The sequence below is a fragment of the Rhizobium sp. BK312 genome, from assembly GCF_014193605.1.
Taxonomy (GTDB): Bacteria; Pseudomonadota; Alphaproteobacteria; order Rhizobiales; family Rhizobiaceae; genus Rhizobium.
Genome location: NZ_JACHZP010000001.1, coordinates 488,666 through 514,221, shown reverse-complemented (window position 1 = coordinate 514,221; position 25,556 = coordinate 488,666). Strand labels below are relative to the sequence as shown.

Below are 25,556 nucleotides of genomic sequence, written 5' to 3'. Positions count from 1 at the left end.
CGGTTTCGCAGGCGTGGGCTAGTTCGCGCCGATCGTCAGTTCCGCGACGAAGTCATAGGCGTCACCGCGATAGAGCGAGCGTGTAAATTCGACTGCGCGGCCTGAACCGAGATAGGAGATGCGCTCGATCGATAGGCCGGCTGCTCCCACGGGAACGCCGAGCAATCCCGCATCGGCCTCTTTCATGTTGGTCGCAGATATGCGCTGAACGGCGCGAACGGGACGTACCTGGCGCTTTTCCAATTCCGCATAGAGCGATGTCGTTACTACCGACGGATCCGGCAGGAATTCACCGGAAACGCTGGCGTGCTCGATCGCGAGCGGTTGATCGTCGGCAATGCGCAGGCGACTGAGGCGCGATACCCGAGTGTCGGCGGCAAGCCCGAGAATCATCATCTCATCGGGGGAGGGCGTATGGATGCCCTTGTGCAGCCATTCCGAACGAGCCGTCATCCCGCGCCTCGCCATGTCCTCGGTAAATGAGGTGAGTTGCGACAGTCGCTGCTCCACCTTGGAAACGGGCTTTGCAACGAATGTACCCGAACCGTGACGGCGAACGAGAATGCCTTCCGCCACTAGGTCGTCGATCGCCTTACGCACCGTGACACGGCTGACCGCAGCAAATTCGGCGATGTCGCGCTCAGGTGGAAGCGCATCCCCATGTTTCAGCCTGCCGACCTTCACGGCCTCTTCAAGCCTGCGTCGTAGCTTGACGTAAAGTGGACCCGTCCCACCTCCGGAAAGGCGCTCCGGCGAGAAGATCGCGCTCAAGTCTTCAGTCATGCCCTGTTTACCTCTCCACCCAGCAGCAATTTCGCCGCCAACTCCACGGCTCCGCGCAGAACGTCCCCTCTTGGCTCCGCGAGAATCGCCTTGTGGCGTTCATCAAGCCAGGGGCGATAGGCTTGGGCAAGGCCGCCGAGAAGGCAGATCGAAGGGCATTCCGGCCAAAGCAGCGCATCCAGACTTTCGGTTATCGATTTTGCCGCAGTTCTCACGATGTCGATGGCGACTGCATCCTCCATTCCGGCATATTCGAAGATAACAGGCGCGTAGCGGGCAAAATCCTTGGGCTTGGAGGCGTGCGCAAATTCGACGATCCGTTCTGGATCATTACCGTATTCGGCCATGATCGATGCCGTCAGTGCCGAACCCGCCGTCACCTTGTCATGTGCCAAGACAGCTCTCTCGAGCAAATCTCGCCCAAGACGAGCGCCACTTGCCTGGTCGCCTATGACAAAACCCCAGCCGCCGATACCCCAAATCCTGCCGTCACGGCGGGCATTGTAGACTGAGCCGGTGCCGAAGGCGCCGATGACGCCATCGGCGTCGCCGAGAGCGCCTTGAAGCGCTGTCGTCGCATCCGTGACAACACGTGTGTTTGCAAAGGGCAGGGCGCCTTCGACCTTTTTACCGTAATTGCCGACATTGGCTCCTGCTGTTCCGATGACGGCCGGTAATTCCTGCAGCAGTTCGGGAGTGAGCCCAGCATCGATCAAGGCCTGCTTTGCCGAGGCGACGATATGAATCAGCGAATTTTCCAGATCGGAGAGGATGTTCGCCGCACCCGCCTTGCCGGTACCGAGCACCTGCCCGCTATGATCTATGACGGCCGCCCTGCAACTCGTGCCGCCGCCATCGATACCAATCGCAAACTGCCCCATCATGCCTCCGGATGCCGCCTGTTCCCCGTTTTTCACATAATACCAAAAAAATACCATTTACCAATAGGCAAAGCGAGCATTTTTGCTTGTCTTCATCTCATTGAATTACCTAGGTAAATTAATGAGTTTCAATCTTTTTGCATTCGAAAGTTAAATTTGGCTGGACAATTGGTATTTTTTTGGACTTAATTCGGAGTAAGGGAACAGTGCAAATGGACATCGGCAAAGCCGGCAGAAAAACAACAGCCGGTAAGTGAAGCGGAAGGGCGTGCATCTCGTCGTTGCGCCAGGCCGTTCAGGATCAGGAGGATCTCGTTTCGACGTTTGTCATAATTTCCCGCGTGGTTCTTGCTGTGTCTTCGTCTGGTGGCGGCGACAGCAATTGATAGGGCCGATCAGGCACAAAGCCTCTGAAGCCTTTTGCATGGAGGGGTCGGCAATATTGGCGGTCCCTATGGAGCGCTGACCGTTCCTCGGACAGGCCAGCGGATTTCAGATCGAGAACAGCGCCTTGCTATGGCGCGGAAAACAGGAGAGGGAAATGAAAACCAATGTTCTGAAAGGCTTGCTTCTTGCATCGAGCCTGCTGACCTCGGTCAGCCTGGCGCATGCGGCCGATGTGACGCTGACGGTTGAAAGCTGGCGTAATGACGACCTGCAGATCTGGCAGGAAAAGATCATCCCGGCTTTCGAAGCGAAGAATCCGGGTATCAAGATCGTCTTCTCGCCGACGGCTCCGACCGAATACAATGCATCGCTGAACGCCAAGCTCGACGCCGGCTCTGCGGGCGACATCATCACCTGCCGTCCGTTCGATGCTTCGCTCGACCTCTTCAACAAGAAGCACCTTGCTGATCTAACGAGCCTGAAGGGCTTGGAAAATTTCTCGGCTGTCGCCAAGGCTGCATGGTCGACCGACGACGGGAAATCCACCTTCTGCGTGCCGATGGCGTCCGTCATCCACGGCTTCATCTACAATAAAGACGCCTTCGACAAGCTCGGGCTGAAAGTGCCGGCGACGCGTGACGAGTTCTTCGCCGTCCTCGACAAGATCAAGGCCGATGGCACCTATATCCCGATGGCCATGGGCACGAAAGATCTTTGGGAAGCCGCAACCATGGGCTACCAGAACATCGGCCCGAACTATTGGAAGGGCGAAGACGGCCGTAAGGCTCTGATCGCTGGCAAGGAAAAGCTGACGGACGCGCCGTGGGTCGATCCTTACAAGGAACTGGCCAAGTGGAAGCCTTACCTCGGCGACGGCTTCGAAGCTCAAGGCTACGCTGACAGTCAGAATCTCTTCACGCTCGGCAAAGCTGCGATCTATCCGGCCGGCTCGTGGGAAATTGCTCTCTTCAACACCCAGGCGCAGTTCAAGATGGGTGCATTCCCACCGCCGGTGGCCAAGGCTGGCGACACCGCCTATATCTCCGACCATCCGGATATCGGTGTCGGCTTGAACACGAAGAGCAAGCATCAGGAAGAAGCGAAGAAGTTCTTGAGCTGGGTCGCTTCCGACGAGTTTGCCAACATCTATGCCAACTCACTGCCCGGCTTCTTCAGCCTGAACTCGCATCCGGTAAAGATGAGCGATGCACTTGCGCAGGAATTCGTCTCCTGGCGTGACAATCACAAGTCGACTGTTCGTTCTACCTATCAGATCCTGTCGCGCGGTAAGCCGAATCTGGAAAATGAAACCTGGACCGAATCCGCAAACGTGATCAACGGCACGGATACACCGGACGATGCTGCCAAGAAGCTCCAGAAGGGCCTCGACAGCTGGTACAAGCCCGGCAAGTAAATAGCTGCATCATGCGGGCGAGGGACCTTACGGGCTCCTCGCCCTTTTCATTGTTTGATAATCGAACCGGCGATCGCCTCGCCATTGCATTCGACACACCCGATGCTGTTTCACTTCGGCCATAAGCCGTAACTGCGGGTGGATTTGAACCTTAGAGCTGCTGCGTCGGCATGCAGCCAAGAAAAACAGGCAGAAAGCCATGAGCGACGCTGCGACATCAGATGCCCTTGAGGTCATGCCGATCAGGCGCTCCAAGCGCTGGCACATCCTCGTCTTCTTATTCCCGGCCTTTGTCGTTTATACGGCGGTCATGATCCTGCCGCTGATCGAGACCTTGCGGCTGTCGCTTTACAATGTCGTCGACAATCAGTCCGTCTTCGTTGGTCTGAACAATTTCAAGGTTTTGTTCGGCGACGAACGCTGGTCGCATGATTTCTGGAACGCGCTGCGCAACAACCTGATCTTCTTCGCCATCCACATGTGCGTGCAGAATCCGATCGGTGTGGCTTTGGCTGCACTCCTGTCTTTGCCGAAGCTGCGTTTTGTCGCCTTCTACCGCACGGCCATCTTCCTGCCGACGCTGCTTTCCTTCGTCGTCGTCGGCTTCATCTGGAAGCTGATCCTCTCGCCGCTTTGGGGTGTTGCGCCCGAGCTTCTGAATGTCATCGGTCTGAAATCGTTCTTCGCCCCATGGCTCGGCAGGCCGAGCACGGCGCTGATTACCGTCGCGCTGATCTCGGTCTGGCAATATGTCGGCATCCCGATGATGCTGATCTATGCGGCACTGCTCAACATCCCCGAAGAGGTCATCGAGGCGGCCGAATGCGATGGCATCACCGGCTGGAGCCAGTTCTGGAAGATCAAGTTGCCGTTGGTATTGCCGGCGATCGGCATCATTTCGATCCTGACCTTCGTCGGCAATTTCAATGCGTTCGACCTGGTTTATACCGTGCAGGGTGCCTTGGCTGGGCCGGACGGCTCGACGGATATTCTCGGCACGCTGCTCTACCGCGTCTTCTTCGGCTTCCAGCTGCAGTTGGGCGACCGTTCGATGGGCGCGACGATTGCGACGGTGATGTTCCTGATCATCCTGGCCGGTGTGTCTTTCTATCTTTTCATCGTCCAGCGGCGCATCCGCCGCTACCAGTTCTGAGGAGGGCGACTCATGTCCAAGGCACGCACTTCCCTTATCCGTACCGGCTTCGTCCATCTGGCGCTTATTGCCTATACGCTGGTTGCTATTTTTCCGGTATTCTTGACGGTCATCAACTCCTTCAAGGATCGCGCTTCGATTTTCCGCGCACCCTTGAGCGTCCCGACGCCATCCTCCTTCAGCATGATCGGCTATGACACCGTTCTGAAGCAGGGGGATTTCCTGACTTATTTCCAGAACAGCTTCGTCGTCACCATCGTCTCGATCATCCTGACATTGCTATTCGGGGCGATGGCCGCTTTTGCGCTGTCGGAATACCGCTTCCGCGGCAATACGGTGATGGGCCTTTATCTGGCGATCGGCATCATGATCCCGATCCGTCTTGGTACGGTCGCCATCCTGCAGGGCATGGTGGCTGCCGGCCTCGTCAACACGCTGACGGCGCTGATTCTCGTCTATACGGCGCAGGGTCTGCCGCTCGCGATCTTCATCCTGTCCGAGTTCATGCGGACAGTTTCCGACGACCTGAAGAATGCCGGCCGTATCGACGGTCTCAGCGAATATGCCATCTTCGTCCGTCTCGTCCTGCCGTTAGTCCGTCCGGCTATGGCGACAGTTGCCGTCTTTACCATGATCCCGATCTGGAACGATCTGTGGTTTCCGCTGATCCTCGCGCCGAGCGAGGCGACCAAGACGGTGACCCTCGGATCGCAGATTTTCATCGGCCAGTTCGTGACCAACTGGAATGCGGTGCTAGCGGCGCTGACGCTTGCCATTCTGCCGATCCTCATCCTTTACGTCATCTTTTCGCGTCAACTCATTCGCGGCATTACCTCCGGAGCAGTCAAGTGAGCTCATCCGAAAAGCCGATCCGCGTTCTCGTCGCCGGCCTCGGCAATATGGGCCGCAGCCATGCGCTGGCCTATCACAACAATCCGGGTTTCGAGATCGTCGGCCTCGTCAATCGCTCCAGGCCGGAGCTGCCTGAGGAACTGCGCGGCTATACGATCCATGCGGATTTCGAGGTGGCATTGAGGGAGCTGAAGCCGGATCTCTGCTCCATCAATACCTATTCCGACAGCCATGCTGATTTCGCCGTCATGGCTTTTGAGGCGGGTTGCCATGTCTTTGTCGAGAAGCCGCTGGCAACTACGGTGGAGGATGCCGAGCGCGTTGTCGCCGCTGCCAAGAAGGCCGGCAAGAAGCTGGCGATCGGCTATATCCTCCGCCACCATCCCTCGTGGATGCGGCTGATCGCCGAAGCCCGCAAGCTCGGCGGTCCCTATGTGTTCCGCATGAACCTCAATCAGCAATCGAGCGGCCCGACCTGGGAGACGCACAAGGCGCTGATGCGCACGACGTCGCCGATCGTCGATTGCGGCGTGCATTATGTCGACGTCATGTGCCAGATCACCGACGCCAAGCCTGTCGAGGTGCGCGGCATGGGCCTGCGGCTGTCGCAGGAGGTGAAGCCCGACATGTATAATTATGGGCATCTGCAGGTGATCTTCGAGGATGGCTCGGTCGGCTGGTACGAGGCCGGCTGGGGGCCGATGATTTCGGAAACGGCCTTCTTCGTGAAGGACGTGATGTCGCCGAACGGCTCGGTTTCGATCGTCATGGATCAGAACGCCAAGTCCGACGATATCGACATGCATACGAAGACGTCGGTCATTCGGCTCCATAGCGCCGAGACAGGGCCGAACGGCCAATTCATCCGGCCGGATCAGGATCTTCATATGGATGGTGAGCCAGGTCATCAGGAGCTCTGCGACTTCGAGCAGGCCTTCATGCTGAAAGCCATCCGCGAGGATCTCGACCTCAATCGCCATATGGCAGATGCCGTTCAATCGCTGCGCATATGCCTCGCCGCCGATGAGAGCGTGCGCACCGGCAAGCCTGTTTATCTATAAGGACAAGAGACTGTGGGATCGCTTCAACTGAAATCCATCCGCAAGGCCTATGGTACGCATGATGTGCTGAAGGGCATCGACCTCGAGGTGAAGGATGGTGAGTTCGTCATCTTCGTCGGGCCCTCAGGCTGTGGCAAGTCGACCCTTCTGCGCAGCATCGCCGGCCTCGAGGACGTGACTTCCGGCGCCGTGCTGATCAACGGCCAGGATGTGACGGTCACGCCGCCGGCCAAGCGCGGCATCTCGATGGTGTTCCAGTCCTATGCGCTCTATCCGCATCTGACCGTCAAGGACAATATGGGCTTGGGTCTCAAACAGGCCGGCACTGCGAAGGCCGAGATCGACAGCCGGGTCGAGAAGGCGTCGGGCATGCTGTCGCTTGCGCCTTATCTCGCCCGCCGCCCAGCCGAGCTTTCCGGCGGTCAGCGCCAGCGCGTCGCCATTGGCCGCGCCATCGTTCGCGAGCCGGAACTCTTCCTGTTCGACGAGCCGCTGTCGAATCTCGATGCCGCGCTGCGCGTGCAGACGCGTCTGGAGATCGCCCGGTTGCATCGCAGTCTCAAGGCGACGATGATCTACGTTACCCACGATCAGGTCGAAGCGATGACGCTTGCCGACAAGATCGTCGTGCTCAATGCCGGTGCGATCGAGCAGATCGGTTCACCGATGGAGCTCTACAATCGTCCGGCCAACACTTTCGTGGCCGGCTTCATCGGCTCGCCGCAGATGAATTTCATCCCGGCCGAGCGCCTCGGCCAAAGCGGCGCCAAGACCGTCGGCATTCGCCCCGAACATATCACGCTGTCGCGCGATCACGGCACATGGGCGGCCAAGGTCATCCATGTCGAGCATCTCGGTGCCGATACGATCATCTATCTCGAATCCGAAACCACCGGCCTTCTCACTGCGCGTCTCTTCGGGGAGCATCAATACGAGCCGGACGAGATGGTTTATGCAACGCCCGATGCGAACCAGATGCATCGTTTCGATGCGAACGATAAGGCAATCCGGGCGTAAATGGCCCCGCCGAGACGAAGCAATAGGCTCCGTCTCGGTTGTATCTTCACGGCTTGAGTTGCATCGTCATTCGCCTTGCGGTCGCGAAGGATCGCCCGCTGTCAGAGCAGCCCGCTCAATGACTTCGGCTATATGAACGGAAAGGGCGGGGTCGGAGACGGCGCGAGCAAGCGTCAGGCCACCGCTCAGCGTAGCGAGAAGAACGATGGCACGATCCTCTGCCGTTGCTTCACCAGAGCTTGTGCTTTCCGGCAGGCCGGCGGCGACATCGGTGATTAGTTTTTTCAATTCCACCGTATAGACGCGGCGTGTTTCCTCATCGGCACGCATGACATCGGGGGAAAGGCTTGGCAGCGTGCAGCTATCACCGAGATCGCAAGTCCGCTTGTAGCCGAGGTAAAAGCTGGCAAGCGCCTTCAGCCAGTCTTTCGGCTGGTTTTCCCTGAGCGCCAGGATTCCTTGACGGAGCTCTTGCAAGCCTTCCACGACGGCTGTGCGAAACGCTTCGCTCTTGGACTTGAAGTGTCCATAGAAGGCGCCGTTGGTAACGCCGGCCGCTTTCGTCAGCGCATCGATGCCCGCGCCGCCATAGCCTTCCTTGCGAAATACCTGCCCCGCGGCCGCGACGACACGGGTTCGGGTTTCTTCCTTGTGTTCGGCGCTATAGCGCATTGCCGCCTCCATTGAGAGTGATCTCTCTTTATTGCTTGCATAGAGAGAGATCGGTATGTATCGTTAAAGAGTGATCGGTATATATCAATTGCCGCCACGGGTCCAACAAGGAGATGTTCCAATGCCCATTACACTCACCGTATCCGAAGGGCTGCTTTCATCCGAAGCGCAGGCGCAAGCATTTGCCGGATTGACGGATGCAGTCCTCGATGTTGCCGGCTTGGCCGGGAATGAATTCATGACGGCCAATGTCATCGGGTCGATCAATGTGCTTCCGGCCGCACATGTGCTTGCAGCTGGAAAGCCCGTTGCGGCGGCCTTCATCGAACTCAAACTACCCGAAATCGCACTCGCGACCGCGGAAGCCAAGCGTGCCTTCATTGCAAGGGCGACCGATGTCGTCGAGCGGGCGGCCGAAGGACGGGTCAAGCGTGAGCATATCTGGTCGAATATAGTCTATGCGCCTGAAGGTGCTTGGGGCATCGCGGGGCAAAGCTACAGCAATGCCGATCTTATCGCTGCGATTGCAGGCGCCGCAGTGCCCGAGGTCGAAACTCGTCGCGCTTGAGATGGGGTAGTTGGCATCAATACGGGCGGCCGCGTGGGCCGTTCGTTCGACAACAAGGAAGGCAGGAAATGCAACTCGCTAATTATCTGTTTTTTACGACGCATTGCGATGAAGCCCTCGCTTTCTATACGGCCTGCGGGCTGGGCCAAGTGACGCTGTTGATCCGTCACAGTACGGATGATGGGATACCGCTTACAAACGAAGCGATGCGGGGCAGGGTAATGCACGCTCGCTTTGAGGGACCAGGCATCTTGTTCTTCGCCTCTGACAATCATGATGCTGAGCCGATGCGAGGTTCCGCTCATATGCTCATGGTGGATGACCGAGAGAGTACCGACAGGATTTTTGCCCGATTGGCAGAAGGCGGCAACGTGACGACACCACTCGCCGTGCAGCCATGGGGTAGCTATTACGGCAAGCTGACGGATCGGTTCGGCGTGCAATGGATGGTGGACTGCCCGCAGTAGGCGCCAACTGATCACGCGTGAGAGATTATCATTATTAGTCCGGTCGTCCGGATGAATTCACATGACTGTTATGAGACCTGGCTATCAAGGGTTCAGTCTACTCCAACAGCGAGAGTATCATGACGAGCGCAGCAACGACTTATGCAACCTGGCACAAGGAACCGCAGGGTGACGCCGCAATGGCAGAATCTCATAGCCCCTATTGGCGGCACTTCATCGAGACGGTGCCGGAGCGGGATTTCTCCTCGAAGACCGTCCTGGATTTCGGCTGCAACCGGGGCGGCTTTCTGCGGCTGCTTTATGCCATGCGGCCGTTCCGACGCGGCGTCGGTATCGATATTGCTTCGGAGTCTGTGGCTGCTGCCGTCGAAGCCGCAGGCAGCATGCCGCTCCAGTTTCGTGTCACGACCGACCTGGCGCCCTTTGCCGACAGCTTCGACGTGGCCTTCAGCTATGAGGTGATCTATCTGCTGCCGCAGCTGAAAGAGCATGCCGAAGGGATGTTCCGGGCCATGCGCAATGGGGGCGTCTACTACGCGGTGACCGGTTGCCACAACGAAATGCCGCTCTGGCCGAAGTGGCTAGAGCTGATCGGCAACAATAGCAATGCGCCCATGCAGGATCGTTCGCCGCAGGACTATATCGAGGCCTTCACGGCGGCAGGCTTCGATGTTTCCGTCAGGCGCTTCGGCTATGATGGTTTTGTGCGTGCCACCAAGGATCGGAAATATTATCCGAGCATTCTCGATGCACTGAGCTACCCTGCTGAATACAAGCTGCTGTTCCGGTTGGAGAAGCGTATCTGATATGGAGACGATCGACCGAAAGGGCGGCAGCGCGCTCTGGCATCAGATCGGCGAGATCCTGGCGGCCGATATCGCCACTGGGACAATCGCGCCCGGAGAGAAATTGCCAACCGAGCCGGAACTGATGCAGCGATTTGGCGTCAGCCGTTTTACCGTGCGCCAGGCGCTGGGGCACTTGGAGCAGCGTGGATTGGTCCGCGCCGAACAGGGACGGGGAACCTTCGTTCATAGGGGCGTGCTCGACTATACGCTGTCGAAGCGCACCCGCTTCCACAAAAATCTGATCGAGCAGGGTTTCGAACCGGGCGGCGAGCTGCTCGTTCACGAGATCGTGCCGGCGACCGAACGCGTCGCGGCCCATCTGAAGATCGCAATCGGCGCGCCGGTCATCCATCGTCGCGGCGTCATGACGGCCGACGGCATTCCGGTGGAATTGGGGGATTCCTATTATCCTGCCGAACGTTTTCCCGATTTCGATCATGCTAGATTACAGCATCCGACAATCTCGGCGGCGCTCGCCAGCTACGGTGTCACTGACTACGAGCGGTTATTGACGGAGATCGAGGCGCGTATGCCGACGGCCGACGAAGCGCGGATCCTGCGCCAGCCGAAATCCGTGCCGCTGCTGGTGACGCGCAAGGTGGATGCGGATACCGACGGAGTGCCGATCACCTATTCGGAATCGGTCTGGCCGGCCGAGCGCACCACATTCAATCTCGATCTGCGGTAAGAGTGCCGGGGAACCCTTGAGGCTCTCCGCGAGCTTGAACTAGCGGTGGGACAGGATATTGACGACCTTGCCGAACGGGTCGCGGACATAGAAGCGGCGGACACCCCATGGCTCGTCCGTGAGATCATACAATATGCCGAAGCCCATGGAGGTGGCGCGCTGATAGAGCGTGTCGACATCGTCGACTTCGATGGAAAGGTCGGGGACGAGCGTTCCCGAACCGCCTTCGCTGGCGACGCTGATCTGCGGCACTGTTGCCGCTTCGGAGGCGAAGGTGAGGATCCAGCCGTGATCCATGACGATGTCGAGGCCGAGAAGGTCATGATAGAAAAGACGAGCCGTGTCTGGATCGGCTGCCGGCAGGTTCGGGATGATGCGTAGGACGGCCACTGACTTCCTCCCTGGTGGACATGGAGGCGGGCAGATGCCGCGCCTCCACCATGCTAAGCTTAAACTGTGACGGCGGGCAGCAGCTTGCCGCGCTCCGCCAGGATGTGGCGGCAGGCGCTGGCGACTTCACGGCCCTTGATGATGAAATGTTCCTTGAAGAACTGGATATGCGCTTCCGATTCCTGGAAGTGATGCGGCGTCAGGACCGCCGACAGGATCGGCACCCCGGTATCGAGCTGGACGCGCATCATGGCATCGAGAACCGTATTGGCGACGAATTCATGGCGATAGATGCCACCGTCGACAACGAAAGCGGTGGCGATGATCGCGGAATAGCGGCCGTTACGGGCAAGCGTCTGAGCGTGCAGCGGAATTTCCAGCGCCCCGGGTACCTCGAAGATATCGATCGGCGGTGCGCCTTCGACCGTCTGCCATTCAGCAACGAAGGAATCGACCGAGCGATCGACGATATCGGCGTGCCAGCGGGCCCGAATGATCGCGATACGGCTCGGTTGGGTAGAAATCGAAATGGTCATGAATTTTGCCTTTCAAGGGTTGTTGTCAAATATCCCTTGGGCGAACACGCAACATCGCAGCACCCCTCGCGCGGAGGAGGTACGATCCTGCTTGCTCTCTTCCATCCGGACTATACCGTCGGCTCCGGCATCTCACCGGATCTGCTGACCCTTCCGAAATCCGGAAGGCGCTCGCGGGCTCGAGGAAACTCCCCATACCGCCGGTGGGGAATTGCACCCCGCCCTGAGAACGCGTGGACTATAGATGCTTTGCCTTATGGAAATCAAAGAAAAACGCAGGGGTTTTGGCCCGGCGTCTGCGAATAATTTTCCAAAATGACCCGGCGATGGAGGGCTCTTTCTCAGTCCTGAATGACGAGGAGGTCGGAGGAGGCAAAACGCAACGTCACCTTCTCACCAACACTCGGAGGCATCATGCCCGGGCTGTTGAACATGTCGAAGGAAATCGTGTTGCCGGCGACATTCATGCGGGTGCGGATGACCGAGCCCAGGAAATGTGCCGAGGAGACTTCGCCTGTGAGGGCTGTATCGCCCTTGGCCGATTCCGCCAGCGAACCGGCTTCCGGACGCAGGGCAAGCGATACGGTATCGCCCGGCTTGTAGGCGGTCACCGACTGCTTCAGGGTCACGCCCTGATCGCCAATCATGATGCGGTTACTGTCGGGATCGACGACCTTGCCTTCGATCAGATTCAGCGTGCCGACGAAGGAGGCGACGAAACGGGTTGCCGGCTTGTTGTAGATTTCGAACGGCGTGCCGATCTGATCGGCGCGGCCTGCATTCATGACCACGATACGGTCGGAGATGGACAGCGCCTCTTCCTGATCGTGCGTCACGAAGACAGTGGTGATGCCGAGCTGCTGTTGGATGGCGCGGATTTCCTCGCGCAGCGAGATACGGATCTTGGCGTCGAGAGCCGAGAGCGGCTCGTCGAGCAGGAGCACCTGCGGCTTGACGGCGATGGCGCGGGCGAGCGCTACGCGCTGCTGCTGGCCTCCGGACATCTGATAGGGATAGCGGCCGGCGAGATGATCGAGCTTGATGAGAGCCAGCATCTCCTTGACGCGTTTGTCGATGTCAGGCTTTGCCATGCCGGCCACCTTGAGGCCGAAGGCGACGTTGTCATGCACCGTCATATTCGGAAACAATGCGTAGGCCTGGAAGACCATGCCGATATTGCGCTGGTTCGGCTTCAGCGCCCGCTGGTCCTTGCCATTGATCGACAGGGTGCCGGCGGTCGGCGTTTCGAAACCTGCGATCATGCGCAGCACGGTCGTCTTGCCGCAGCCCGACGGTCCGAGGAAGGAGACGAATTCTCCCTTCTCGATTTGCATATTGAAATCATGGACGACGTGAATGTCGCCGAAGGACTTCTTGATGTGGGTGAGTTCGAGAAAAGCCATGGTGAGAAGCCTTACGCCTTAATCGGAGCGGATTTTGAGAAACGGGAAACGAGCTGCAACAGGCCCATGCTGAGCCAGGTAACGGCAAGCGCGATGATGGCCAGGGCAGAGGGCTCGTAAGCTCTATTGGCGCCCATGAGCTGCATGTAGGGCCCGAATGCCGGACGGTTGAGCAGCGATGCCATGGTGAATTCGCCCATGACGATCGCAAGGGTGATGAATGCTCCGGAAAGCACACCGCTCATGACATTCGGAAAGATGCATTTGAACATGATGGTTGTCCATTTTGCACCAAGGCTTTCGGCAGCCTCCGTCAGCGTGCCGACATCAATGGTACGCATCGCCGTATCGACCGAACGATACATATAGGGCAGCGACAATACAATGTAGGAGCAGACGAGCAGAATGTTCGTCGTCGAATTATAGCCGGTCAGCGGCAGGATCGACGACGAATTATAGAGCCGCAGATAGCCGAAAACGATGACGATGGCCGGAATGACCAACGGCATCAAGGTGATGAATTCCACGACAGGGCGGAGCTGCGGCAACCGCAACCGCACCCAATAGGCCGTGGGGACAACGAGCAGCATACCGAACATAATGGTCAAAAGCGCCATCAACATCGAGAAACCAAAGGCCGTTATGAAACCGAAATCCGAAAAGACGGAGGCATAGGCGTCAAAACTGTAAGCGTTGCGCCGCATGCGCAGCGAGAACTCCAGCGTACCGATGAGCGGCACCAGGAAGTAGATGAGGCCGATGGCAACGGCGATCCAGGCGAAGAATTTTTGCAGCTTCATTTCTGCCACCGTTCAGCGCGCATGCGCATCAAGATATAAATGACGTTCGAAATACCCGTAATGACGATCATGCCGAGCGCGAGCGCATAGCCCAGATTGGCATTGTGCAGCACGTCGCCGCGGATCTGCGCATAGAGTACGATGGGAACGATATTCAGCGAGCTGCCGGTAAGTGCAATTGCAGTCGCGATGGCGCCGAACGAATTTGCAAACAGTAGCAGTGTCGTGCCAAGCAGGCTCGGCCAAAGGATCGGCAAGGCGACCATCCGCCAATATTGTCCATTGGTTGCGCCTAGAATGGAGGCAGCTTCTTGCCATTCCTTCTTCATGCCGTCGAGCGCAGGCGTAATGATCAGCACCATCAGCGGAATCTGGAAGTACATGTAGGTAATGGTCAGGCCGAAGAAGCTCAGCAGGTTGAAGCCACTGCCGTAGAGGTTGAAGCCGAAATGAGCGAGCAATATCGTGACCAGACCCTGGCGGCCGAGCGTGGCGATGAACGAGAAGGCCAGCGGCACGCCGGCGAAATTCGATGCGACCCCCGAGAAGGTCAGGAAGGCGTGACGGATCCAAGTGGGAAGCCCGCCAAGGACCAGTGCCCAAGCCAGGTAAAAGCCGATGATCGCGCCACCGAGCGCCGAAGCGACCGAGATTTTGATACTGATCCAATAGGCGCTCATGATCGTCGGCGTGAACAGGTCGGCGATGTTCTTGAGCGTCAGGCTGCCGTCCGGCGTCAGAAAGGCGCCTGCTATCAAATAGATCGTCGGAAGAATCAGGAATAGCAGCGCGAAGATCAGGAAGGGTGCTATTCCCAGCCAATCGATAACCACACGCTTGTTGATCATCGGAGTGGAACTGACCGTTGATGTTGTGGCGATGCTCATGATTGGCCCAATCCGCGGCGTCAGAAAAACGGAAACCTCCCCGCCGAAGCGGGGAGGTCATGTCAGGTCAAATTACTGTACGTTCGAACCGACGACAGAATCCCACTTGGTGGTGATGGCGGTCTTGCCGGCAGCCTGCTCGTCGAGCGTCGGGAAGACTGCCTTTTCATAGGCGGCAGCCGGCGGCAGCTTGTCGAGAAGCTCCTGCGGGACCTTCTTGTTCTTCGCCAGATCGTTGAAGCGGATCGGGTGGCAATAGCCCTTGAGCCAGCCGATCTGGCCTTCGTCGGAATAGAGGAACTCCATCCAGAGCTTGGCAGCGTTCGGATGCGGAGCGAAAGCCGAGATCGCCTGGACATAGACGCCTGCGATAACGCCCGAAGCCGGAACGGTGACGTCAACCGGCGGGTTGCCGTTCAGGCTGTCGCGCCAGGAAAGACCGTTGTAATCCCAAGCAACGACGATCGGGGTTGCACCCTGAGCCAGCGAAGCGGACTTGCCGATGACCGGAACGAAGTTGCCGGCCTTGTTCAGCTTCGCGAAGTAGTCGAGACCGGCGGCGCCGACCTTGACTGCATCCTTCTCGCCAGCGGCGAGACCGGCGGCGTAGACGGCCTGAACGGCCTGGTTCGAGGTGCGCGGGTCGCCGGCGAGCGAAACGGTGTTTGCATATTCCGGCTTCAGGAGGTCGGCCCAGTCCTTCGGCGGGTTCTTCACAACGTCCTTATTCACGACGAAGGAGAGAACGCCGTAGTAGTCGCCATACCAGTAGCCTTCGGCATCCTTGGCGCTGTCCGGAATCGAATCCCAGGTGGAAACCTTGTAGGGCTGCAGCAGGCCTTCCTTCTTGGCCGTCGGGCCGAAGGAGAGACCAACGTCGATCACATCAGGAGCCTGCGGGCCGGTGTTACCCTTGTTGGCGCGGATTGCTTCGACTTCATCGCCCGAACCGGCATCCGGATTCAGTTCGTTGACTTCAATGCCGTATTTTGCCTTAAAGGCAGAGATCAGATCGCCATAACCGCACCAGTTGTGGGGCAGCGCGATGGTGGTCAGCGTGCCTTCCTTCTTGGCAGCAGCGATGAGATCGGCGCTCGGTTCCGCGGCGGCAATAGCCGTCGAAGCGACGAGCATTGCGGTAGAGATTGTCAGAAGACGATGAATTTTCGAGATCACTGCATTTCCTCCTTTAGGGTTTTCAGTGCCTGGCGTTGCTGTTAATGACGTTACATGAAGGTTGTGTGACGACTTCAAAGCGTTGGGTTTGCTGAAAACGCAGTCGATTTTTGCTTCTAATCGACAAGTATGACAGTCGCTGTATTCCACATCCTCCAAGAGCTGTTATTTTCTGTTTTCATTCCCCTTCAGCTTAGCTTGCGAAACAGCTTGGTTTGTTCGAAAAGACCTTCCAGTGTCTTCATGCGCTCGCTCGTTTCGTCCCATGTCGAGCTTTGGACGGCTTCGATCAGGGCTTCGACGATGAACAGGGTAACGACCGATGAATCCCAGGCGGATGGCGCCTCGATTTGCACGCGGAACGTGTGCTTGGCGTGTTTGGCGGCCGGAGTTGCCCACTGATCGGTGAAGACGATGATTTCAGCGCCATGGCGGCGGGCAGCCGCCGCGAGATTGACCATTTCCTGCTCGTAGCGCCTGATATCAAAGATGACGAGCAGGTCGCCCGGATTCATGTTCAGGACATATTGCGGCCATGCGCTTGAGTTCGAAGAGAGCAAGGTCGTATTCGGCCGGATGACCTGCATATGAGTGAAGAAATATTCGGCAAGCGCCCCGGTGATGCGGCCGCCTACGAAATAAAGTGCGCGTTTTCTTTCCGACAGCAGTGCCGCGACGCTGTCGAAGGTTGCCACGTCGAGGTCCGACAGGGTCTGCCGCAGATTGCCTGTGATGGTATCGGCAAAACGATTGAGGATATGCGTACCCGGAGCGTTCGACGCCCAGCGATCGTGCTTTGTCAGCGGGTTGGAGATCGTCGCTTCTACTTCCTGATGAAGATGGGCCTGGAAGTCCGGATAGCCTTTGTATCCGAGTTTCTGCACCATGCGCGCGACTGTCGGGGTCGAAACCCGCGCATTCTCGGCGACGGTGGTGATGCTACCCAATCCGGAAACGGGATAGTTGTCGAGCAAGCTCTTGGCGAGCTGCTTTTCGGCGCGCGTTAAAGTGTCAAAGCGCGCATTGATCACGTCCGAAACTGTCTTCGACGCATTGCTCACTCGATTTTTGCTCCCCAAACGGTCTGATGCCGTTTTCTTTCCAGGATATAACAACGCTGTCACAATTCGAGTCAATGTCACAAATGAAGAAATAATTTCAGTTTCCAGTTGACAGCAGGGAAAACCTGAAGAATTCTTTTCTTATAAAGATTTTATTAATCGGCACTGGGGCGTCTCTGATGCTTGCGCAGCAAGGCATTTTGTCGAAGGCGGACGGCGATTGCGTCGCGGTCGAAAGGCCGGACGGAAGCAGCGCAGTTTTGCTCGTTTGCGAGCATGCCTCGCGTGAGATTCCCGAGCGGTTCGGCGATCTCGGGCTTTCAGCCGAGGCGCGTTCCAGCCACATCGCCTGGGACCCGGGTGCACTCGCGGTTGCAAGGAAAATCTCCGCGGGCCTTGATGCCACTCTGGTGTTTCAGCGCTTCTCCCGGCTGATTTATGATTGCAACCGGCCCCCCGAAAGCGCCGGTGCCATGCCGGAGACGAGCGAGATCTATACGATCCCCGGCAATCAGCATCTGGGCGAAGCGGATAGGCAGGCCCGCACGGAGGGGCTCTATATCCCGTTCCACGATCGCATCCGGTCGCTCTTGAAGGAGCGTGCCGCACGCGGACAAAAAACCGTGATCGTGACAATTCACAGCTTCACGCCGATCTACAATGGCAAGCCGCGCGCAGTGGAGCTTGGCATTCTGCATGACGAAGACCGTTGGCTGGCCGATCGCATGTTGGACGCAGCGACCGAAGCGCCACTCTACAAGACTGAACGAAACCAGCCTTACGGGCCTGAAGACGGCGTTACCCATACGCTGAAGCTGCATGGGCTTGCCAATGGTCTGCATAACGTAATGATCGAGGTTCGCAACGACCTCATTCGGGATGACGTCGGCCAAGGGGTCGTGGCCGATTATCTGACGGGGCTTCTCCAGAGCAGTCTGGAAGCCTGAGCATAAAAGAAAAAGACCCCGGGGAGCAGTTCAACTGCGATCGGGCCGCATGGTGAAATGCCAGCGGCCAATGTGACACATGGTTCTCCGCAATCCCGCGGACGACCGGGCTTTAGGGGGAATGGCATGTCTGATTATTCAGAGTTAGACAAAAAGCAGGATATACAAATCCTGCACTCCATGGGCTATGCTCAGGAGCTGGAACGGCGCATGAGTTCGTTTTCGAATTTCGCCATTTCCTTCTCCATCATCTGCATTCTATCCGGCGGCATCAATTCGCTTGCACAGGCGACTTCTGGCGCGGGCGGTGCCGCCATTGGTATAGGGTGGCCGCTCGGCTGCCTGATTTCGGGCGTTTTCGCGCTCTCGATGGCGCAGATTTCTTCGGCTTATCCAACGGCCGGCGGCCTCTATCACTGGGGGTCGATCCTCGGCAACCGGTTCACCGGCTGGCTGACGGCCTGGCTCAATCTTCTCGGCCTGATCACGGTGCTTGGCGCGATCAATGTGGGTACTTGGGGCTTCTTCAGTGGTTCCATCGCCCCTTGGTTCGGCATTGCCGTCGATACCACCACTTCGGCCGGTTTTGCCAACCAGATCATTTTCGTTGCCATCATCACCGGCCTGCAAGCCTTGATCAATCATTTCGGCATCAGGCTCACGGCAAAACTGACCGATATGTCCGGCTACCTGATCTTTGCCGCCGCGATCGCGCTGACCATCGTCTGCCTGATCGGTGTCAAGAGCTGGGATATCAGCCGCATCTGGACTTTCACCAACTACTCCGGAACGCCGGAAGGTGATGCTTCCGTTTGGCCGAAGATGGACAATATCTGGTACGTCTTCGCTCTTGGACTGTTGTTGCCGATCTACACGATTACGGGATACGACGCATCGGCGCACACGTCGGAGGAGACCGTCAAGGCTTCCAGCTCCGTGCCGCGCGGCATGGTCTCGTCGGTCTGGTGGTCATCGTTGTTCGGCTACATCATGCTGCTGGCCTTCCTCCTGGCCATTCCGGACATGAACGAGGCATCGAAACAGGGCTGGAACGTCTTCTTCTGGACGATCAACAGCATCACGAATCCCGTGGTCGCCAATATCCTCTATGTTGCGATCTTCATCTCGCAGCTGCTGTGCGGCCTGGCGACCGTAACCTCCGCATCGCGCATGATTTATGCCTTCTCGCGGGATGGCGGCCTGCCATTCTCGAAGTCGCTCGCCAGCGTCAGCCCGCGGTTCCGTACGCCTTCGATTGCCATCTGGACGGCTGCGATCCTTTCGGTCCTATTCGTCTGGGGCGCTTCGCTCGTTACGATTGCTGGATCTTCGGCCTATACCATCGTCGTGTCGTGCACCGTCATCTTCCTGTTCCTTTCCTTTACCGTGCCGATCGTCCTCGGCATCAAGGCGATCGGAACTGCGAAATGGCCAAAGATGGGGCCTTGGAACATGGGCATCGGCACCTACAAGCTGGTTTCTGTTCTGGTGGTTATTGCCATGGCAGTCATCTTCATCATCGGTGTGCAGCCGCCGAACGAATGGGCGCTCTATATCACAATCGGCTTCCTGGTCCTGACTGCAATCATTTGGTTCGCCTTTGAGAAGCGCCGTTTCCAGGGTCCTCCGATCGGCGACATGATTGCCAAGCGCCAGGGCGATATCGCTGCTGCCGAACGAGCTGTCGGCGAAGTGTGATCCTCATTTCAGCATCAATCCGGCAGGGGCCGCAACCGCGGCCCCATCCAACTGACGAGCGGCTCCGGTAAGCATATCCGACAGCACCGCTGGCCGACCCACTTCCATCTTCTAGGCGGACCAAATTATGAGCAGCAGCTATACGTTCGACGACCTCAAGCGAGATGTGGCCGAAGGGCGCATCGATACGGTTCTGGCATGTCAGGTCGACATGCAGGGCCGGTTGATGGGCAAACGCTTCCAGGCGGAATTCTTCATCGAAAGCGCATGGAAGGAAACGCATAGCTGCAACTATCTGCAGGCGACTGATATCGAGATGGAGACCGTCTCCGGCTACAAGTCGACGAGCTGGGAGAAGGGTTATGGCGACTATACCATGAAGCCCGATCTCGCCACGCTCCGTCGCATACCCTGGCTTGAAGGCACAGCGCTCGTCCTCTGCGACGTGCTCGATCACCATACTCATGAGGAAGTCGCGCATTCGCCACGCGCTATTCTCAAGAAGCAGGTCAAGCGTCTCGAAGCGATGGGCATGAAGGCCTACATGGCTTCGGAGCTTGAATTCTTCCTGTTCGACCAAAGCTACGACAGTGCGCGTGAATCCGGCTATCGCAATCTCAATCTCGTCAGTGGCTACAACGAGGATTACCACATCTTCCAGACCACGAAGGAAGAAGATGTGATGCGGGCAATCCGCAAAGGACTGCAGGGTGCGGAGATCCCTGTCGAAAACTCCAAGGGCGAAGCTTCCGCCGGCCAGGAGGAAATCAACGTCCGCTACGCCGATGCTCTGACCATGGCCGACCGCCATGCCATCATCAAGAATGGCTGCAAGGAGATTGCCTGGTCGAAGGGCAAGGCCATTACGTTCCTGGCGAAGTGGAACTACAGCGCTGCGGGCAGTTCCTCTCATATTCATCAGTCGCTCTGGAGTGTGGACGGCAAGACGCCGCTGTTCTTCGACAAGGAAAAAGAACACGGCATGACGCCGCTGATGAAGCACTATGTCGCGGGCCTTCTGACGCATGCCAGCGAAATCACCTATTTCCTTGCGCCATATATCAACTCCTACAAGCGCTTCGTTGCCGGCACCTTCGCACCCACCAAGGCAATCTGGAGCACGGACAATCGCACCGCCGGCTATCGCCTGTGCGGCGCCGAAACCAAGAGCATTCGCATCGAATGCCGCGTCGGCGGCTCGGATCTCAATCCCTATCTGGCATTTGCTGCCCTGATTGCCGCCGGCCTTGATGGCATCGAAAACAAGCTCGAACTGGAGGCGCCCTTTGTCGGCGATGCCTATGGTGCGCGTGAAGTTCGCGAGATACCGCGCACCCTACGTGGTGCGACCGAGGCCCTGACCAATTCGAAGATGCTGCGCGCCGCCTTTGGCGACGATGTCATCGATCATTATACCCGCGCTGCCGAATGGGAGCAGGAGGAGTATGATCGTCGCATCACGGATTGGGAAGTGGCGCGCGGATTCGAAAGAGCGTAAGGCATTTGCGATCTGCCTCTCGCCCGATTTTCATTCTAGGATCGGGCAGGGGGCGCCGGGATGCTTGTTGACCTGCCGTTTCTTCTTAGAGGCGGCCAAAGGTTCTGCAACATCAGGCAATCAATTGGCTGACCAAGAAAACAGGAATTCGATCATGACCATGATCACATGCGTCTCCCCGGTGAACGGAGAGGTTTATGCCGAGCGGCCGGCGCTGTCGCTGGAAGCCGCCAAGGACGTCGTCGCGCGCGCCCGCAAGGCGCAGAAAGATTGGGCGCGTCGTCCGCTGGAGGATCGCGTTCAGCTCGTGCTCAAGGGCGTGGCCCGGCTCAATGAGATGGCCGAAATAGTGGTGCCGGAGCTTGCCTGGCAGATGGGCCGCCCGATCAAGTACGGCGGCGAATATCGCGGCTTCAACGAGCGCTCCAACTATGTCGCGTCGATCGCCGCCGATGCGCTGGCACCCTTGGTCGTCGAGGACAGCGCCAATTTTGCCCGCCGCATCGAGCGCGAACCGCATGGCGTCGTCTTCGTCATCGCGCCGTGGAACTATCCCTATATGACGGCGATCAACACGGTCGCCCCGGCGCTGATGGCCGGCAATACCGTCATTCTCAAGCATGCAAGCCAAACGCTGCTCGTCGGCGAGCGGCTGGTGCAGGCTTTCGTCGAGGCCGGCGTCCCCGCCGATGTCTTCCAGAATGTCTTCCTCGATCATGAAACGACTTCGGCGCTGATCGCAGCCGGAAGCTTCAACTTCGTCAATTTCACCGGCTCCGTCGAAGGCGGCCGGTCGATCGAGCGCGCCGCTGCCGGCACCTTCACCAGCCTCGGACTGGAGCTTGGCGGCAAGGATCCGGGCTATGTCATGGAGGACGCCGATCTTGACGCTGCCGTCGACACGCTGATGGATGGAGCGACCTACAATTCCGGCCAGTGCTGCTGCGGCATCGAGCGTATCTATGTGCATGAATCGCTCTATGACGCCTTCGTCGAGAAGTCCGTTGCCTGGGTTTCGAACTACAAGCTCGGCAATCCCCTTGATCCCGAGACGTCGCTCGGGCCGATGGCGCACAAGCGCTTTGCCAAGGTGGTGCGTGAACAGATCGCCGATGCGGTCGCTAAGGGCGCCAAGGCGCTGGTCGACCCGAAGCTGTTTCCGGCTGACGATGGCGGTGCCTATCTCGCGCCGCAGGTTCTCGTCAATGTCGATCATTCCATGGCCTTTATGCGCGAGGAGACCTTCGGCCCTGCCGTCGGCATCATGAAGGTGAAGAGCGACGCGGAAGCGCTGGAGCTGATGAACGACAGCCCCTACGGCCTGACGGCTTCGCTGTGGACGAAGGATGTCGAGCGCGCCTCGCGCATCGGCCGCGAAATCGAAACCGGCACCGTCTTCATGAACCGCGCCGATTATCTCGATCCGGCGCTGTGCTGGACAGGCGTCAAGGAAACCGGCCGCGGCGGCTCGCTGTCGATCATCGGCTTCCACAATCTGACGCGCCCGAAATCCTATCATCTGAAGAAAGTAACAGCATGAGCACTATCTCAGCCAATTGGAGCTATCCGAACGCCTTCAAGCTCGGCCGTGGTCGGATTAAGGAACTGGCGGACGCCTGCAAGAGCCTGGGCATGAAGAAGCCTCTCCTGGTCACCGACCGGGGACTTGCCTCGATGGCGATCACGGCGACGGCGTTGGATATTCTGGAAGATGCAGGTCTCGGCCGCGCCATCTTCGCTGATGTCGACCCGAACCCGAGCGAGAAGAACCTCGAAGTCGGCGTGAAGGCGTTCAAGGACGGCGGCCATGACGGCGTCGTCGCCTTCGGCGGCGGTTCCGGCCTCGATCTCGGCAAGTGCGTCGCTTTCATGGTGGGCCAGACGCGTCCGGTCTGGGATTTCGAAGATATCGGGGACTGGTGGACCCGCGCCAGCGTCGAAGGCATTGCGCCCATCGTCGCGGTGCCGACGACTGCCGGCACCGGTTCGGAAGTCGGCCGTGCCAGCGTCATCACCAATTCCACAACGCATGTGAAGAAGATCATCTTCCACCCGAAATTCTTGCCCGGCGTCGTCATCGCCGATCCCGAACTGACCGTCGGCATGCCGAAGATCATCACCGCCGGCACTGGCATGGACGCTTTCGCCCACTGCCTGGAAGCCTATTCCTCGCCGTTCTACCATCCGATGTCGGCCGGTATCGCGCTGGAGGGCATGCGGCTCGTCAAGGAATTCCTGCCGCGCGCCTATCGCGAGGGAACGGATCTCGAAGCCCGCGCCAACATGATGAGTGCTGCCGCCATGGGCGCCGTCGCCTTCCAGAAGGGGCTTGGCGCCATCCATGCGCTCTCACATCCGATCGGCGCCGTCTACAACACGCATCATGGCATGACCAATGCCGTCGTCATGCCGGCCGTCCTGCGTTTCAACCGCAAGGCTATCGAGGATAAGATTGCCCGCGCCGCAGCCTATCTGGGCATCTCAGGCGGTTTTGACGGCTTCTACGACTATGTGCTGCAACTGCGCTCGGAACTCGGCGTGCCGGAAAATCTGTCTGCCATGGGCATCGCGCCCGATCGGATCGACGAGCTCTCCGCCATGGCGATCGAAGATCCGAGTGCCGGTGGCAATCCGGTGCCGCTGACGCTGGAAAACACCAAGGCTCTTTTCCGGGATTGCTTCTGATACTGCGCTCAGCTCCCCGATATGCGGGATGAAATTGGCAGCATATCAGGCCAAACAAAAAAGCCGCCGAGTGTCACCCGGCGGCTTTTTTCATTGAAGCTCTGTCTGGTAATCAATCCACGAATTCTACGACGACGCCCGGCTTGACCATCTTGGCAAGTTCGGTCGCATCCCAATTCGTGAGGCGCACGCAGCCATGGCTCTGCGTCTTACCGATTCTCGAGGGATCCGGCGTGCCGTGAATGCCGTAGGTCGGCTTCGATAGAGCCATCCAGACCGTACCGACCGGGCCGTTCGGGCCTGGCGGAATATTGAGAACCTTGTCGTTTCCGGCTTGCTGGAAGTTGATCTTCGGATTGTAGGTATAGCCCGGGTTGAAGGCGACGCGCTCGACCGTGACTGTGCCTGACGGCGAGGGCGTGTCGGCGGAGCCGATGCTGGCCGGGTAGGCGGCGATCAGCGTGCCGTTGGCGTCATAGGCGAAAACCTGCTTGCGGCCCTTGTCCGCCAGGATCTTGGCGACTGCGCCGGTCTTACTGGGGCCGGTATTGACGACCTTAATGGTGCTGCCCGGCACGGTGAAATCGACGCCGGGATTGAGCGCCTTCAGATAGCCTTCATCCATGTGAAAGCGTTCGGCCAGCATTTCCGTCGTCGAGGTATAGCCGAGGGACGGCATCTGTGCCTTAGCCGCATAGTCCTCAGGAATAGAGGCGACATACGGGCCTGCGGCGTCGGCCGCCGTGATCGTGTAGTTGACGATCGGCATACCGCCGGACATGCGAAGCTGCTCGAGGATCGCGTCGGTATTGTTCGGGTCGAGCGTCTGGCCGGTCATCTGCTGATAGGCATAGATCGCCTTGGTGACATTGGCACCCATTCTGCCGTCAATCGCACCAGGCGAAATACCCTGCCGCGCGAGGAAGACCTCCAGCGCGGTGATCTCCATCTTCGATTTGCCCTTCAGCGTAATGACGGGTTCGGCCGGTGCCGGTTTGTTGACGATGTCGGGCGCGCTCTGCTGTGGATCGATCGACGCGTAGTCGTTGCCGTTTTGGTTCGTCTGGCCCTGGTTCTTGCCAGGCAATGGCTGATTGTCGAGCGGCTGGCGCTGGATATCGCCGTCGCGCGGAATTCCGCCGGTGACCACACCGCGATCCTGCTGGTCGTAACCATTGTTGGGTGCGCCGTCGTAATTTCCGTAGCTGTCGGAGCGATATTGACGATAGTCCTGGTAGTCGCCGTTGTTGGAAAGCTGCGTGTCGCCATACCGGCCGCCATTATTGCCATAGGTATCGCGGGCTGGGGCGCGGGGATAGTAGGTGCTGGCCCTCATCTCCGTGGCGACGACATTGCCGTAGGCATCAATCAGGACCCGGCGGCCGCGACCGTCGCGGGCCATGGAATATCCACCACCATAAGGATACTGATCGAGGATCCGGCCGTCAGGGGTGACAAGAACCGTGTTGCCGTTGCCGCTACGATAATATTGTGCCTGCGCGTCCGTGAGCGCGAGCATGGACACGGTGGCAGTCATTGCCAGGGCAAAACTTAATTTTACGAACCGGTTCACGTCTGTCGGATCCTCGGGATGGTCGTTCGGCTGACACACACATGGCAATTTTGACGCCAGTATGGAGATTTAGATTATCATGCTGAATAAAATATAAAAATTTATGTGATC

At 58.3% G+C, this 25,556-nt stretch carries 25 protein-coding genes and 1 riboswitch; of the genes, 14 read left to right on the top strand and 11 right to left on the bottom strand.

Annotated features, from left to right (window positions below; all coding sequences use genetic code 11):
• Positions 1-18 precede the first annotated feature (18 nt).
• Positions 19-783, bottom strand: coding sequence for a GntR family transcriptional regulator (locus FHT85_RS02470; RefSeq protein WP_112334406.1), 765 nt, complete (start codon positions 781-783; stop codon positions 19-21).
• A complete protein-coding gene (locus tag FHT85_RS02465; protein ID WP_112411751.1) occupies positions 780-1,664 on the bottom strand; it encodes a BadF/BadG/BcrA/BcrD ATPase family protein in 885 nt (294 codons plus the stop codon). Before FHT85_RS02465 ends, FHT85_RS02470 begins: the two co-directional genes overlap by 4 nt.
• A gap of 541 nt (positions 1,665-2,205) precedes the next feature.
• Between FHT85_RS02465 and FHT85_RS02460 the strand changes: the two genes are divergently transcribed.
• The 5 genes from FHT85_RS02460 (at position 2,206) to FHT85_RS02440 (ending at position 7,548) form a co-directional block, all read left to right on the top strand.
• On the top strand, positions 2,206-3,465 hold the full coding sequence (locus tag FHT85_RS02460) for an ABC transporter substrate-binding protein (protein ID WP_112334407.1): 1,260 nt from the start codon (positions 2,206-2,208) through the stop codon (positions 3,463-3,465).
• A 199-nt stretch (positions 3,466-3,664) separates the two neighbouring features.
• On the top strand, positions 3,665-4,618 hold the full coding sequence (locus tag FHT85_RS02455) for a carbohydrate ABC transporter permease (protein ID WP_112334409.1): 954 nt from the start codon (positions 3,665-3,667) through the stop codon (positions 4,616-4,618).
• A gap of 12 nt (positions 4,619-4,630) precedes the next feature.
• Positions 4,631-5,470: a carbohydrate ABC transporter permease gene (locus tag FHT85_RS02450; RefSeq protein ID WP_112334411.1), complete on the top strand. Its 840-nt coding sequence runs from the start codon at positions 4,631-4,633 to the stop codon at positions 5,468-5,470.
• The gene (locus tag FHT85_RS02445; RefSeq protein WP_112334413.1) at positions 5,467-6,531 is read left to right on the top strand and encodes a Gfo/Idh/MocA family protein; all 1,065 of its coding nucleotides are present in this window, start codon (positions 5,467-5,469) and stop codon (positions 6,529-6,531) included. Before FHT85_RS02450 ends, FHT85_RS02445 begins: the two co-directional genes overlap by 4 nt.
• A 12-nt stretch (positions 6,532-6,543) precedes the next feature.
• Entirely contained in the window at positions 6,544-7,548 is a 1,005-nt protein-coding gene (locus tag FHT85_RS02440; RefSeq protein WP_112411653.1) for an ABC transporter ATP-binding protein, read from the top strand.
• A 66-nt stretch (positions 7,549-7,614) separates the two neighbouring features.
• On the opposite strand, the gene FHT85_RS02435 is transcribed toward FHT85_RS02440, so the two are convergent.
• Positions 7,615-8,220 (bottom strand): TetR/AcrR family transcriptional regulator, encoded by a 606-nt coding sequence (locus FHT85_RS02435; RefSeq protein ID WP_112411654.1) that lies wholly within the window; start codon positions 8,218-8,220, stop codon positions 7,615-7,617.
• 121 nt (positions 8,221-8,341) lie between these two features.
• Between FHT85_RS02435 and FHT85_RS02430 the strand changes: the two genes are divergently transcribed.
• From FHT85_RS02430 to phnF, 4 genes are all read left to right on the top strand, one after another.
• On the top strand, positions 8,342-8,788 hold the full coding sequence (locus FHT85_RS02430; protein ID WP_112411655.1) for a tautomerase family protein: 447 nt from the start codon (positions 8,342-8,344) through the stop codon (positions 8,786-8,788).
• Between the two features lie 68 nt (positions 8,789-8,856).
• On the top strand, positions 8,857-9,255 hold the full coding sequence (locus FHT85_RS02425; RefSeq protein WP_112411656.1) for a VOC family protein: 399 nt from the start codon (positions 8,857-8,859) through the stop codon (positions 9,253-9,255).
• A 119-nt stretch (positions 9,256-9,374) separates the two neighbouring features.
• A complete protein-coding gene (locus FHT85_RS02420; RefSeq protein ID WP_112411657.1) occupies positions 9,375-10,061 on the top strand; it encodes a class I SAM-dependent methyltransferase in 687 nt (228 codons plus the stop codon).
• A 1-nt stretch (position 10,062) separates the two neighbouring features.
• Positions 10,063-10,791, top strand: coding sequence for a phosphonate metabolism transcriptional regulator PhnF (gene phnF / locus FHT85_RS02415; protein WP_112411658.1), 729 nt, complete (start codon positions 10,063-10,065; stop codon positions 10,789-10,791).
• 39 nt (positions 10,792-10,830) lie between these two features.
• Here the strand turns inward: phnF and FHT85_RS02410 are convergent, their stop codons facing one another.
• From FHT85_RS02410 to FHT85_RS02380, 7 genes are all read right to left on the bottom strand, one after another.
• Positions 10,831-11,181: a VOC family protein gene (locus FHT85_RS02410; protein WP_112334423.1), complete on the bottom strand. Its 351-nt coding sequence runs from the start codon at positions 11,179-11,181 to the stop codon at positions 10,831-10,833.
• Positions 11,182-11,240: 59 nt separating this feature from the next.
• Complete coding sequence (locus FHT85_RS02405) at positions 11,241-11,717, bottom strand: 6,7-dimethyl-8-ribityllumazine synthase (protein ID WP_112411659.1); 477 nt, start codon at positions 11,715-11,717, stop codon at positions 11,241-11,243.
• An 89-nt stretch (positions 11,718-11,806) separates the two neighbouring features.
• Positions 11,807-11,952: riboswitch (FMN riboswitch) on the bottom strand.
• 106 nt (positions 11,953-12,058) lie between these two features.
• On the bottom strand, positions 12,059-13,120 hold the full coding sequence (locus FHT85_RS02400; protein WP_015340398.1) for an ABC transporter ATP-binding protein: 1,062 nt from the start codon (positions 13,118-13,120) through the stop codon (positions 12,059-12,061).
• Between the two features lie 11 nt (positions 13,121-13,131).
• Entirely contained in the window at positions 13,132-13,920 is a 789-nt protein-coding gene (locus FHT85_RS02395; RefSeq protein ID WP_112411660.1) for an ABC transporter permease, read from the bottom strand.
• Complete coding sequence (locus FHT85_RS02390; protein ID WP_015340396.1) at positions 13,917-14,807, bottom strand: ABC transporter permease; 891 nt, start codon at positions 14,805-14,807, stop codon at positions 13,917-13,919. The genes FHT85_RS02395 and FHT85_RS02390 overlap by 4 nt, the downstream gene beginning before the upstream one ends.
• A 72-nt stretch (positions 14,808-14,879) precedes the next feature.
• Positions 14,880-15,983: an ABC transporter substrate-binding protein gene (locus FHT85_RS02385; RefSeq protein ID WP_112334428.1), complete on the bottom strand. Its 1,104-nt coding sequence runs from the start codon at positions 15,981-15,983 to the stop codon at positions 14,880-14,882.
• A 188-nt stretch (positions 15,984-16,171) separates the two neighbouring features.
• Positions 16,172-17,044: a MurR/RpiR family transcriptional regulator gene (locus tag FHT85_RS02380; protein ID WP_015340394.1), complete on the bottom strand. Its 873-nt coding sequence runs from the start codon at positions 17,042-17,044 to the stop codon at positions 16,172-16,174.
• Positions 17,045-17,223: 179 nt separating this feature from the next.
• Between FHT85_RS02380 and FHT85_RS02375 the strand changes: the two genes are divergently transcribed.
• From FHT85_RS02375 to FHT85_RS02355, 5 genes are all read left to right on the top strand, one after another.
• On the top strand, positions 17,224-17,991 hold the full coding sequence (locus tag FHT85_RS02375; RefSeq protein ID WP_112411661.1) for an N-formylglutamate amidohydrolase: 768 nt from the start codon (positions 17,224-17,226) through the stop codon (positions 17,989-17,991).
• A gap of 126 nt (positions 17,992-18,117) precedes the next feature.
• On the top strand, positions 18,118-19,689 hold the full coding sequence (locus tag FHT85_RS02370) for an amino acid permease (RefSeq protein ID WP_112411662.1): 1,572 nt from the start codon (positions 18,118-18,120) through the stop codon (positions 19,687-19,689).
• A gap of 127 nt (positions 19,690-19,816) precedes the next feature.
• On the top strand, positions 19,817-21,187 hold the full coding sequence (locus FHT85_RS02365; RefSeq protein WP_015340391.1) for a glutamine synthetase family protein: 1,371 nt from the start codon (positions 19,817-19,819) through the stop codon (positions 21,185-21,187).
• Positions 21,188-21,341: 154 nt separating this feature from the next.
• Positions 21,342-22,727: an aldehyde dehydrogenase family protein gene (locus tag FHT85_RS02360; protein ID WP_112411663.1), complete on the top strand. Its 1,386-nt coding sequence runs from the start codon at positions 21,342-21,344 to the stop codon at positions 22,725-22,727.
• Positions 22,724-23,872: an iron-containing alcohol dehydrogenase gene (locus tag FHT85_RS02355; RefSeq protein ID WP_112411664.1), complete on the top strand. Its 1,149-nt coding sequence runs from the start codon at positions 22,724-22,726 to the stop codon at positions 23,870-23,872. Before FHT85_RS02360 ends, FHT85_RS02355 begins: the two co-directional genes overlap by 4 nt.
• 112 nt (positions 23,873-23,984) lie before the next feature.
• Here the strand turns inward: FHT85_RS02355 and FHT85_RS02350 are convergent, their stop codons facing one another.
• Positions 23,985-25,391, bottom strand: coding sequence for a L,D-transpeptidase (locus FHT85_RS02350; protein WP_409527318.1), 1,407 nt, complete (start codon positions 25,389-25,391; stop codon positions 23,985-23,987).
• Between the last annotated feature and the right edge of the window lie 165 nt (positions 25,392-25,556).